Below are 11,889 nucleotides of genomic sequence, written 5' to 3'. Positions count from 1 at the left end.
AACTGTGAACACATGACCTCTATGGGATAGGGCCAGTGGGAGCAAAGCTTGCTCGCGACGAACGATAACGCGGTCCTTCTGCTGGACCGAGGTGCTGCTATCGCGAGCAAGCTTTGCTCCCACAGGGTGTCCTGGCTCCACAGGGAATTGAGCGGAGATTCAAGCCATGCTGCAAGTCGACAAGCTCCACCAATACTACGGCGGTAGCCACATCCTGCGGGGCCTGTCGTTCGAAGCGAAGGTCGGCGAGGTAACCTGCCTGCTGGGCCGCAATGGCGTGGGCAAGACCACCCTGCTCAAATGCCTGATGGGGTTGCTGCCGGCCAGGGAAGGCGCGGTGAATTGGGAAGGCAAAACCATCACCGCGTTCAAACCGCACCAGCGGGTCCACGCCGGCATCGCCTATGTACCCCAGGGCCGGGAGATCTTCGGGCGGCTGACCGTGGAAGAAAACCTGCTGATGGGCCTGTCGCGTTTTCCCGCGTCCGAGGCGCGAGAGGTGCCGGCGTTCATCTACGAATTGTTCCCGGTGTTGCTGCAAATGAAACAGCGCCGTGGCGGTGACCTGTCCGGCGGCCAGCAACAGCAGCTCGCCATTGGCCGGGCGTTGGCCAGTCGTCCGCGACTGCTGATCCTCGACGAGCCCACCGAAGGCATCCAGCCATCGGTCATCAAGGAGATCGGCGCGGTCATCAAACAACTGGCGGCCCGGGGTGACATGGCGATTTTGCTGGTGGAGCAGTTCTACGACTTCGCCGCCGAGCTGGCCGATCAATACCTGGTGATGTCCCGGGGCGAGATCGTGCAGCAGGGGCGCGGAGAAAACATGGAGGCCGAAGGTGTGCGCGGGCTGGTTACGATCTAGTCTGTAGCGTCCGGACAATCATCAGAAATCATGAATCTACCTTTATCCGCACCTGCCCTGTTCACGCCCTGCTGGCACGCCGAGCTGGAACTGGCTTATGCCCGCTTCGGCGACAGTACGCGCCCGGTACAGCGCCGCCATAAAGGCCCGCTGCGGGTGCAAAAGCATTTGTACGCCGAAGGGCCCGAGGTGTGCCAACACATCATCGTCCACCCGCCCGGGGGCATTGCCGGCGGTGACCGATTGGCGATCTCGGCTCACGTCGGTTCCAGCGCCTGGGCACAGCTGACCAGCCCCGGCGCGGCCAAGTGGTATCGCGCCACGGCGCCTGCCTATCAGCAACTGACTCTGAACGTGGCAGCCGGGGCGACACTGGAGTGGTTACCCCAGGAGACCATTGTCTTCAGCGCCGCCCAGGCCGAACTCGACACCTCTATTGATCTGCAAGGCGACGGACGCCTGTTCTACTGGGACATGGTCGCCCTCGGCCGTCCCGCCAGCGGCGAGCGCTTTGACCTGGGACACTTTCAATCACGGCTGGACATTCGCCGCGACGGGCAGTTGCTGTGGCACGAGCGCCAGCGCATCGTCGGTGGCGATGGTTTGCTGGACTCGCCCATTGGGCTGGGCGGCGACCCGGTGTTTGCGACGCTGCTGGTGACGGGCGAGATCGATGGCGAACTGCTGGACCAGTGCCGCACCTTGGGCCATGCCGTGCGTGGCGACCTGACGCAATTGCCGGGGCTGGTCGTGGCGCGGTGCCTGGCGAGCGAGGCGCTGCTGGCGCGGGGGTGGCTGGTTGAGTTGTGGCGGTTACTGCGGCCGGCGCTGCTGGGTCGAGAAGCCGTGCCACCTCGGATCTGGAGCACCTGAATTGCTTTTCTGTGGGAGTAGTGAGTTCTGTGGGAGTAGTGAGTTCTGTGGGAGTAGTGAGTTCTGTGGGAGCAAAGCTTGCTCGCGATGCAGGCGCCTCGACACAGAAGAAGACCGCGTTATCGTTATCGCGAGCAAGCTTTGCTCCCACGGGTTCCCATCCAAGGGTCGAGCTCAGCGCGAATTATTTATCTGCCTTTTATGGACTGCACATGGACCTGACCCCACGCGAAAAAGACAAGCTGTTGATCTTCACCGCCGGCCTCGTCGCCGAGCGGCGGCTGGCCCGTGGCTTGAAACTCAATTACCCGGAGGCCATGGCCTACATTTCCGCGGCTCTGCTCGAAGGTGCCCGCGACGGCCAGACCGTGGCCGAGTTGATGCATTACGGCACCACCCTGCTGAGTCGCGAGCAGGTAATGGAGGGCATCCCGGAAATGATCCCGGAGATCCAGGTCGAGGCGACGTTTCCCGACGGCACCAAGCTGGTCACCGTCCACCAGCCCATTGCCTGAGGAGCGTGCCATGACTTATCGGATTCGTGACGCTCACCCGGCGGACCTGCCCGCCATCCGCGACATCTACAACGACGCGGTGCTCAACACCACGGCGATCTGGAACGAACAGGCCGTGGACCTGGGCAACCGCCAGGCGTGGTTCGATGCACGGCAGGCCCAGGGCTACCCGGTGCTGGTGATCATCGACAGCGAAGAAAATGTACTCGGCTATGCTGCGTTCGGTGACTGGCGCCCCTTCGACGGCTTCCGGCATACCGTGGAGCATTCGGTGTACGTGCGCAGCGACCAGCGCGGCAATGGCCTTGGTCCTCATCTGATGACGGCGTTGATCGAGTCCGCGAAGGCGTGCGGCAAACACGTCATGGTCGCCGCCATCGAAAGCGGTAACGCGGCTTCGATTCGCCTGCATGAACGGGCCGGTTTCGTCATCACCGGGCAGATGCACCAGGTAGGGACCAAGTTCGGTCGCTGGCTGGACCTGACTTTCATGCAGTTGATCCTCAATCCCGGGGCGCCTGCGCCGGTTGCCAACAAGGAGTGACACCGATGAACGCCGCCCAGTTGCGTCGAGTCCACGCTGAAAGCTTTGCGCATTACCGCCAGGGCCTGATCGATCTGTTGCTCGACGCCGTGGGGTACGGCGCCAGTATCGGCTTCATGGCCGATCTCGATGCGGTCCAGGCCCGCGCCTATTTCGACGAAGTCCAGGCCAGCCTCAACCAGGGCAGCCTGTTGTTGTGGGTGGTGGTCAAGGACGAACAGGTGCAGGCCAGCGTCCAGCTTGCCCTGTGCCAGAAACCCAACGGCCTGAACCGCGCCGAAGTGCAGAAACTGCTGGTCCGCGGCGATGCCCGCCGGCGGGGCCTGGGACAGCAATTGATGAGCGCCCTGGAGCTCGGCGCCCGCCAGTACAAGCGTGGCCTGTTGTACCTCGACACAGAGGCCGGCTCCGAGGCCGAGGCGTTCTACCGCGCCACGGGCTACACCCGTGTCGGTGAACTGCCCGACTACTGCCAGAGCCCGGACGGGACGTACACCCCGACCGCCATCTACTACAAGCTTTTGGGACAACCGCAATGATTCCAGGCCAATACCAGATCCAGCCCGGCGACATCGAACTCAACGTCGGCCGCCGCACCCTGACGCTGTTCGTCGCCAACAGCGGCGACCGGCCGATCCAGGTCGGCTCGCACTATCACTTCTTCGAAACCAACGACGCCCTGACCTTCGACCGCGCCGCCAGCCGCGGCATGCGCCTGAACATCCCGGCCGGCACCGCCGTGCGCTTCGAGCCGGGACAGAGCCGCAAGGTGGAACTGGTGGACCTGGCCGGGCATCGCCGGGTGTTCGGGTTTGCCGGGCGGGTCATGGGCGATCTGTAACCTGCGGGAGCAAGGCTTGCCCGCGATATAGGCGCCGCGGTTTCCTGTCAGGCCGCGTCATAGTTCATCGCCAGCAAACTGTGCTCCCACAGGTTTAGCTTCACAAACCGACATTGAACTCCAAGGCAAGCACATGAAGATCTCGAGACAAGCCTACGCCGACATGTTCGGCCCCACCGTCGGTGACAAGGTTCGCCTGGCCGATACCGAGCTGTGGCTTGAAGTGGAAAAGGACTTCACCACCTACGGCGAAGAAGTGAAATTCGGCGGTGGCAAGGTAATTCGCGACGGCATGGGCCAGGGCCAACTACTGGCCGCCGAGGTGATGGACACGCTAATCACCAACGCGCTGATCATCGACCACTGGGGCATCGTCAAGGCCGACGTCGGCCTCAAGGACGGGCGCATCGCGGCGATCGGCAAGGCCGGCAATCCGGACATCCAGCCCGATGTGACCATCGCCATCGGCGCCAGCACCGAAGTGATTGCCGGCGAAGGCATGATCCTCACGGCCGGCGGCGTCGACACCCACATCCACTTCATCTGCCCGCAGCAGATCGAAGAAGCCCTGATGAGCGGCGTCACCACCATGATCGGCGGCGGCACGGGCCCGGCCACCGGGACCAACGCCACCACATGCACATCCGGCCCGTGGCACCTGGCGCGCATGCTCCAGGCCGCCGATGCCTTCCCGATGAACATCGGCCTCACCGGCAAGGGCAACGCCAGCCTGCCGGAGCCCTTGATCGAGCAGGTCAAGGCCGGCGCCATCGGCCTGAAGCTGCACGAAGACTGGGGCACCACCCCGGCCGCCATCGACAACTGCCTGAACGTGGCCGACCAGTTCGACGTGCAGGTGGCGATCCACACCGACACCCTCAACGAGTCCGGCTTCGTGGAAACCACCCTGGGCGCGTTCAAGGGGCGCACCATCCACACCTACCACACCGAAGGCGCCGGCGGCGGTCATGCGCCGGACATCATCAAGGCCTGTGGTTTCCCCAACGTGTTGCCCAGTTCCACCAACCCGACCCGGCCGTTCACCCACAACACCATCGACGAACACCTGGACATGCTGATGGTCTGTCACCACCTGGACCCGAGCATCGCCGAAGACGTGGCGTTCGCCGAAAGCCGTATCCGCCGCGAGACCATCGCCGCCGAAGACATCCTCCATGACCTCGGCGCGTTCTCGATGATCAGCTCCGACAGCCAGGCCATGGGCCGCGTCGGCGAAGTCATCCTGCGCACCTGGCAGACCGCGGACAAAATGAAGAAACAACGCGGCGCCCTGCCTGGCGACGGCGAAGGCAACGACAACTTCCGCATCAAGCGCTACATCGCCAAATACACCATCAACCCGGCGATCACCCACGGCATCAGCCATGAAGTGGGCTCTATCGAAGTGGGCAAGTGGGCCGACCTGGTGCTATGGCGCCCGGCGTTCTTCGGCGTCAAGCCGACGCTGATCCTCAAGGGTGGCGCGATTGCCGCGAGCCTGATGGGCGACGCCAACGCCTCGATCCCGACACCGCAACCGGTGCACTACCGGCCGATGTTCGCCAGCTTCGGCGGCTCGCGACATGCCACCTGCCTGACGTTCATCAGCCAGGCGGCCGCCGATGCGGGCCTGCCGGAACAGTTGGGCCTGAAGAAAAGAATCGCGGTGGTCAAGGGATGCCGGGACGTGCAGAAAACTGACCTGATCCACAACGACTACCTGCCGGACATCGACGTCGACCCGCAGACCTACCAGGTCAAGGCCGATGGTGTGTTGCTGTGGTGCGAGCCGGCCGAGGTGCTGCCGATGGCGCAGCGGTATTTTCTGTTTTGACTTGAAAAGAGGGCATGGGTAAACACAGCACCCTGTGGCGAGGGGATTTATCCCCGCTGGGCTGCGCAGCAGCCCCTATTTTTTGCGGTTGCTGCGCAACCGAGCGGGGATAAATCCCCTCGCCACAGGATTTGCGACTGGCTATGGGGGGTGTATTACTCCACCAACCGCCCCAACCGCTGCTTGAGCATGCGGTTCTCGGTGCGCAGTTGCTGCACTTCCTCCAACAGGTCCAGCGCCAGGGCGACGCCTTCCCATTCCAGCTCCAGCTCGCGGCGCAGCTTGGCGGCACGCCGGGCCAGGACCAGTTCGTAGTCGGTGAAACGCCAGTCCGTCGGGGCCGAGCCGTGGGGTTCGAGGATGCCATGGGCGACGATTTCGATCACATGGACATCCTGCAACGCGGCGGCCTCGCAGAACTCCGTCAGGTTCAGTTCAATGATCGGGTTGTTCATGGTCTGCTTCTCCCAATGCTTTAACTGTCAGCTGTCGAGTCTAGACCTGTGGGAGCAAAGCTTGCTCGCGACAGGGCGCCTCAAAGTCTGAAAAACCGAGGTGTTTTCATCGCGGGCAAGCGTTGCTCCCACAACGGTCAGAAATTCTCCCGTGGATCGAACGCGGCTTTCTTCGCCAGCTCCGCCCACAATGCCTTGACCGCCTCGTCGCTGGACTTGGGCATCACGGCCTTGAGTTGAACGAACAGGTAGCCGCGCTCACCGGCCTTGTTGCGCAGGCCATGACCCTTGGCGCGCATGCGCTGACCGTTCTGGCTGCCAGCCGGGACCTTGAGATTGATCTTGCCGGTAAGAGTGGGGACGGCCACCTCGGTGCCCAGCGCCAACTCCCAGGGTGCCAGCGGCAGGGTGATGATCAGGTCCTGGCCTTCGACATCGAACTTGGGGTGCGGGGCGAAGCGAATGGTCAGGTACAAGTCGCCATTGGCCCCGCCACCAATACCCGGCGCGCCCTGACCCTTGAGGCGGATCCGCTCGCCGTCGGTCACGCCCAGCGGGATCTTCACGTTCAGACTTTTGCTGGTGTTGCTGACGTGCTGGCCCGCCCCGTTGTACTGCGGCACCTGGAAGCTGACCTTCTTCGATTCACTCGACAGGGTTTCTTCCAGGAAGATCGGTAATTCCATTTCCACGTCCTGCCCTCGACGGCCGGCACTGCGACCTGACTGTCCGCCCCCGAATCCTGGCCCGCGATTGCCGAAGATCGAACTGAAAAAGTCCGAAAAATCCCCGGTGTCCTGGCCGCCGAAACCACCACGGCTCTGCCAGCCCGGTGGCCCCTGGAACGGCTGGCCGTGCTGGCCATATCGACGCAGATCATCGTACTCGGCGCGCTTGTCGGCGCTTTTCAGCGCTTCATAGGCCTCGGAGACATCCTTGAACTTGGTCTCGGCGTCCTTTTCCTTGCTGACATCCGGGTGGTATTTGCGCGCCAGTTTGCGATAGGCGGCCTTGATCGTGCTGTCGTCAGCCGTCGGCTCCACACCCAGGATCTTGTAGTAGTCTTTGAAGTCCATCTAAGCATCACCATCCGTTATCGATGTCGCACCGCTGTCCACAGCATGCCCGGATGATCGGACACCGGGTTGATCCATCTCATGATTGGGACCGGGCGGCGCTTCAGAAGTTTATCGGCAACCGGCGGCGGTTCTTGTGTCCGCCCTGTGGCTGCCAGTCTCATGCCGACAAGTTTGGGGGTCCAACGGTGTCTTTCAAGGCCGCCGGTGCGAATTAGCAGATAACCGGCCTTCGAATCCGCGCCGCACTGGCATACACTGCGCGGCCGTTTTTTCGACCGGAACCTGAACGACATGAAAAACGCATCCCCGGCCCGTGCCTGCGGCATCGACTTCGGCACGTCCAACTCCACCGTCGGCTGGCTGCGCCCCGGCATGGAAACGCTGATCGCGCTGGAGGACGACAAGATCACCCTGCCCTCGGTGGTGTTTTTCAATCTGGAGGAGCGCCGCCCGGTCTACGGCCGCCTGGCCCTGCACGAGTACCTGGAAGGCTACGAAGGCCGGCTGATGCGCTCGCTCAAGAGCCTGCTGGGCTCCAAGCTGATCAAGCACGACACCAGCGTGCTGGGCACGGCGATGCCATTCAAGGACTTGCTGGGCCTGTTCATCGGCCAATTGAAGAAGCGCGCCGAGGCCACCGCCGGTCGGGAATTCGAGGAAGTGGTGCTGGGGCGCCCGGTGTTTTTCGTCGATGACGATGAGCTGGCGGACCAGGAGGCCGAGAACACCTTGGTGGATGTGGCCCGCGCCATCGGTTTCAAGGAAGTCTCGTTCCAGTACGAACCCATCGCGGCGGCATTCGATTATGAATCGACCATCGAAAAGGAAGAGCTGGTGCTGATCGTCGACATCGGCGGCGGTACTTCGGACTTCTCCCTGGTGCGCCTGTCCCCCGAACGCCGCACCCACGACAACCGCCACGCCGACATCCTCGCCACCGGCGGCGTGCACATCGGCGGGACCGACTTCGACAAGCAACTGAGCTTGCAGGGCCTGATGCCGCTGTTCGGCTATGGCAGCCGGATGAAAAGCGGCGCCTATATGCCCACCAGCCACCACATGAACCTGGCGACCTGGCACACCATCAACGCGGTTTACGCGCAGAAATCCACCTTGGCGCTGAACAGCATGCGCTACGACATCGAAGACACCGGCGGCATCGACCGGCTGTTCAAGTTGATCGAACAGCGTGCCGGCCATTGGCTGGCGATGGAGGTGGAGGAAACCAAGATCCAGCTGACCCACGCCGACCAGCGCCATGTGGCCCTGGACCGGATCGAGCCGGGCTTGAGCGTGGACTTGAGCCGGGCACTGTTCGAATCGGCTATCGACGGCCTGCTGGAGCGGGTTCGCGCCAGCGTCACGCAACTGCTTGATGACGCCAACATCGGCGTCGCTCAGGTCGACACGGTGTTTTTCACCGGTGGTTCCAGCGGCATCCCGGCCCTGCGCAACAGCGTCTCGGCGATGCTGCCCCTGGCGCGGCATGTGGAAGGGAACATCTTCGGGAGTATCGGCAGCGGGTTGGCGATCGAGGCGATGAAGCGCTACGGATAAAAAGCAGCTTCGAGCTGCAAGCTTCAAGTAAAAGCTATCGGCGGAACCCGACCGTTCTTACTTGAAGCTTGAAGCTTGCAGCTCGCAGCTGCTTCCCTAGACCATGCCCAACAGCTTCAACTCGCTCTTGAGGTACGCATAATAAATCGGCCCCGCCACCACCCCCGGCAAGCCGAACGCCGCTTCGAACACCAGCATCGCCATAAGCAGTTCCCAGGACTTGGCGCTGATCTGTCCACCCACGATGCGGGCGTTGAGGAAGTATTCGAGCTTGTGGATCACGATCAGGTAACCCAGCGCGGCCACGGCGACCCAGATCGACAGCGACAGGCCGACGATGGTGATCAGGGTGTTGGACATCAGGTTGCCGATGACCGGCAGCAACCCCAGCAGGAAGGTCATCACGATCAGGGTCTTGGTCAGCGGCAGCTTGATGCCGAACAGCGGCAGCACCACCGCCAGGAAGATTCCGGTGAAAAAGGTGTTGAGCAGGGAAATCTTGATCTGGGCGAAGACAATGTTGCGGAACGCGCTGACCAACAGATTCAGGCGATCGAACAGTGCGGCGGCCAGAGGCTTGCGCTTGGTCAGGTCGGGGACGCGCTGCAAGGCAATGATCGCTCCCAGCACCATGCCGATCAGTAATGTCACGAACGTGTGGGCCGCGTCCTTGCCCACCAGTTGCAGGTCGTTCAGGTGCTTGCTCATCCAGTCGCTGATCGCCACCCGGAACTCGGCGGCGCTGGCCGGCAGGTAGGCGTCGATGAAGGGTGGCAACTGTCCGCGGGCGCGGTCGACCACGACCATGAACTTGTCCAGGGATGCACCGGGGTTCTCCACTTCATGCAGCAGGAAACTGATTGCCCCGGCGAAGATCAACGACAAGACACTCACCACCAGGGTGCCCAGCAATGCCACCGCAAGCCAGCGGGCACGTCGGCCCGCGATCAATCGCTGCAATTGCGGGGTGAGCATGTTGACCAGCTCGAACACCAGCAATCCGGCCAGCAGGCTTGGCAACAGGCGCAGCGGCAACACCAGCAACAACCCACCAAAAATGATCACCCAACTGATCACCAACAACACATGACGCTGAGAAAACGTTGGCATACAGCCTCAGAACATAAACGGCTTGAAAGGATCGGCAGTCTGCCAGCCTTCCGCTGGCAGCACTAGGGATTGTATCGGCCGACTTTGGTCGGGGTGCAGGGGATTTTGCAGTGCCCGTGAGGACCCTGTGGGAGCATGGCTTGCCCGCGATAGCGTCGCTCGGTACCAACGTCAACCGAGGCGCCTGCATCGCGGGCAAGCCATGCTCCCACAGAAGCTCGCGCCAGGCACCTCCCTTATTTATTCTTCAGGCAATCACTCATGAATGCTTTACGCTCATCGCCCTTGAGCACCTTGGCGGTCGCGTCGGCATTACAGGTCTTCATGCGCTCCTGCGGCGTTCCCCCCCGTACTTCCGGCGGCTTGGTCTTCAGGCAGGTGCTCATGAAGGCCTTGCGCTCATCGCCCTTGAGCGCCTTGGCAGTGGCGTCGGCGTTGCAGGTGGTCATCTTGGTCTGCTGCGCCGTCGCGGCGAAGCCCTGGGAACACAGCAGCAAACCGATCATCAACAAAGGGACACGCAGCATCGTCATGACGTTTTCTCCTGAATGCCGCACGAGCGTGACGGCGATGAATCCAGTGTAGCCAACGCAGCGTTATACACCGGCCGCTTTCAAGCGCTCCGCATGCTCGACAAACAACCGGATCGGCTCGGCCCCCTTGCCTACGAGCCCCAGGGATTGGTTGACGATATCGAAGTGGTCGAGTGGGTAGTCATCGCCGATGACCGTACCCAGGTGCGAGCTGAAGCGTCCGACCATTCCGTCGCACTGCCCCGCCTCACGCACGAACGTGCGGGCGAACAGGCGGCAGCTGCTATTCGTGCCGTCGAAGAGGTTGCGTCCCTTGTCGGTCTTGCCGGGCTGCAGGATCCCGGACCAGGAGTAATAACGCACGCCATCGACCTCTTCAGCCCCCTGTCCACCCCAGGTATCAGGCAGTCCCTGTGGATAACGCTCATTGAAGCGCGCCACCCCGGCAGTGGTGAGGGATTCATGGGAGGCGTGGAGATCCACCGGCAGTTTCGGCCCGCGATAACCGGTTTCGAGCAGGCTCATCAGCGCGTTGATCAGCCGCAGCACCGCGCTGAGCATCCGCCCCTTGGCACTGTTCGGCGGGTAGTGGGCCAGCAGGTAGTCGGCCAGTTCGGAACCATGGTTGGGGCCGGCCACCGAGGTGACAGAGGCCACCAGGTCCGGGCGCCTGGCCGCCGCATAACGGGCGCTGAGGGCACCCTGACTATGACCGATCAGGTTGACCTTGGGCGCGCCGGTCTGCCGCAGGATCTCCTCGATTCGCGCCAGCAATTGTTCGCCGCGCACCTCGGACGAATGCAGCGGCGAAACCTTCACCGCCACCACCACCGCGCCCCCCCGGCGTAGCGCCGAAATGATCCCATACCAGTATGGATACAACACCAGGCGGATGAACCCGAGCATGCCCGGAACCAGTACCAGCGGGTAACGAGTGGCGCAGCGTTGCGACATACGGACGTCCTTGTGATCGATGATGCGGCTGAGAACCAGTCTAGGCGCCCTTCATGACGCCTGATCACCATTGTAGGAGCCGGCACATTCCATAAAACTTTTGCCTCGCTCGTCACTCCCAACTTTGTAAGCGATCGCGCCTCGAGAGCGTGACGCCCCCAACCGGATCAGCCTCCAGGAGAACGAAATGAGCGACATGCACTTATCCGATGTGACGACCCTGCGCGAACGGGCGCGGCAGAACGTGCAGAACGGCGCAGTGACCGAGGGCTACAACGCCGATCGACAGGAAGTCGTGCGTCTGCTCAACGAAGCACTGGCCACCGAGCTGGTGTGCGTGCTGCGCTACAAGCGCCACTACTTCATGGCCACCGGGCTCAAGGCCAGCGTGGCGGCCAGCGAATTCCTCGAACATGCCAACCAGGAAGCCGAACATGCCGACAAGCTGGCCGAGCGCATCGTGCAACTGGGCGGCGAGCCGGAATTCAACCCCGACCTGTTGACCCGTAACTCCCATGCCCAGTACGTGGCAGGCAACACCCTCAAGGAAATGGTCTACGAAGACCTGGTGGCCGAGCGAATCGCCATCGACAGTTACCGGGAAATCATCCAGTACATGGGCGATAAAGATCCGACCACTCGGCGCATCTTCGAAGACATTCTTGCCCAGGAAGAAGAACACGCCGATGACATGGCCGATATCCTGGCCGATTTGTAACACCCATCGCG

General features: G+C 62.3%; 14 protein-coding genes. 9 read left to right on the top strand and 5 right to left on the bottom strand.

What is annotated here, in order from left to right; translation table 11 throughout:
• Positions 1 to 166 precede the first annotated feature (166 nt).
• The 7 genes from urtE to ureC all read left to right on the top strand — a co-directional run bounded on the left by urtE (position 167) and on the right by ureC (position 5,472).
• Complete coding sequence (gene urtE, locus LOY35_RS03000) at positions 167 to 865, top strand: urea ABC transporter ATP-binding subunit UrtE (protein ID WP_258630532.1); 699 nt, start codon at positions 167 to 169, stop codon at positions 863 to 865.
• A 30-nt stretch (positions 866 to 895) separates the two neighbouring features.
• Positions 896 to 1,738, top strand: coding sequence for an urease accessory protein UreD (locus LOY35_RS02995; protein ID WP_258630530.1), 843 nt, complete (start codon positions 896 to 898; stop codon positions 1,736 to 1,738).
• Between the two features lie 212 nt (positions 1,739 to 1,950).
• On the top strand, positions 1,951 to 2,253 hold the full coding sequence (gene ureA, locus LOY35_RS02990; protein WP_003197350.1) for an urease subunit gamma: 303 nt from the start codon (positions 1,951 to 1,953) through the stop codon (positions 2,251 to 2,253).
• Positions 2,254 to 2,263: 10 nt separating this feature from the next.
• A complete protein-coding gene (locus tag LOY35_RS02985; protein WP_258630525.1) occupies positions 2,264 to 2,797 on the top strand; it encodes a GNAT family N-acetyltransferase in 534 nt (177 codons plus the stop codon).
• Positions 2,798 to 2,802: 5 nt separating this feature from the next.
• A complete protein-coding gene (locus LOY35_RS02980) occupies positions 2,803 to 3,336 on the top strand; it encodes an N-acetyltransferase (RefSeq protein ID WP_258630520.1) in 534 nt (177 codons plus the stop codon).
• The gene (locus tag LOY35_RS02975) at positions 3,333 to 3,638 is read left to right on the top strand and encodes an urease subunit beta (RefSeq protein ID WP_258630519.1); all 306 of its coding nucleotides are present in this window, start codon (positions 3,333 to 3,335) and stop codon (positions 3,636 to 3,638) included. The genes LOY35_RS02980 and LOY35_RS02975 overlap by 4 nt, the downstream gene beginning before the upstream one ends.
• A 133-nt stretch (positions 3,639 to 3,771) precedes the next feature.
• Positions 3,772 to 5,472 (top strand): urease subunit alpha, encoded by a 1,701-nt coding sequence (ureC, locus tag LOY35_RS02970; RefSeq protein ID WP_258630517.1) that lies wholly within the window; start codon positions 3,772 to 3,774, stop codon positions 5,470 to 5,472.
• A gap of 155 nt (positions 5,473 to 5,627) precedes the next feature.
• On the opposite strand, the gene LOY35_RS02965 is transcribed toward ureC, so the two are convergent.
• Positions 5,628 to 5,927, bottom strand: coding sequence for a chaperone modulator CbpM (locus LOY35_RS02965; protein ID WP_258630515.1), 300 nt, complete (start codon positions 5,925 to 5,927; stop codon positions 5,628 to 5,630).
• A 137-nt stretch (positions 5,928 to 6,064) separates the two neighbouring features.
• Positions 6,065 to 7,003: a DnaJ C-terminal domain-containing protein gene (locus LOY35_RS02960; protein ID WP_258630513.1), complete on the bottom strand. Its 939-nt coding sequence runs from the start codon at positions 7,001 to 7,003 to the stop codon at positions 6,065 to 6,067.
• 294 nt (positions 7,004 to 7,297) lie between these two features.
• On the opposite strand from LOY35_RS02960, the gene LOY35_RS02955 reads away from it, so the two are divergent.
• Positions 7,298 to 8,563, top strand: a complete 1,266-nt coding sequence (locus LOY35_RS02955; protein ID WP_258630510.1) for an Hsp70 family protein — start codon at positions 7,298 to 7,300, stop codon at positions 8,561 to 8,563.
• 96 nt (positions 8,564 to 8,659) lie between these two features.
• On the opposite strand, the gene LOY35_RS02950 is transcribed toward LOY35_RS02955, so the two are convergent.
• From LOY35_RS02950 to LOY35_RS02940, 3 genes are all read right to left on the bottom strand, one after another.
• Positions 8,660 to 9,673: an AI-2E family transporter gene (locus tag LOY35_RS02950; protein WP_258630508.1), complete on the bottom strand. Its 1,014-nt coding sequence runs from the start codon at positions 9,671 to 9,673 to the stop codon at positions 8,660 to 8,662.
• Between the two features lie 236 nt (positions 9,674 to 9,909).
• Positions 9,910 to 10,206, bottom strand: coding sequence for a PsiF family protein (locus LOY35_RS02945; protein ID WP_258630507.1), 297 nt, complete (start codon positions 10,204 to 10,206; stop codon positions 9,910 to 9,912).
• Positions 10,207 to 10,269: 63 nt separating this feature from the next.
• Complete coding sequence (locus tag LOY35_RS02940) at positions 10,270 to 11,160, bottom strand: triacylglycerol lipase (RefSeq protein WP_258630505.1); 891 nt, start codon at positions 11,158 to 11,160, stop codon at positions 10,270 to 10,272.
• Positions 11,161 to 11,347: 187 nt separating this feature from the next.
• On the opposite strand from LOY35_RS02940, the gene LOY35_RS02935 reads away from it, so the two are divergent.
• Positions 11,348 to 11,878, top strand: coding sequence for a bacterioferritin (locus LOY35_RS02935; RefSeq protein ID WP_139646709.1), 531 nt, complete (start codon positions 11,348 to 11,350; stop codon positions 11,876 to 11,878).
• Positions 11,879 to 11,889 lie beyond the last annotated feature (11 nt).

This window comes from Pseudomonas sp. B21-028 (genome assembly GCF_024749045.1).
Lineage (GTDB): Bacteria > Pseudomonadota > Gammaproteobacteria > Pseudomonadales > Pseudomonadaceae > Aquipseudomonas.
This window is presented reverse-complemented; position numbering and strand designations above follow the sequence as displayed.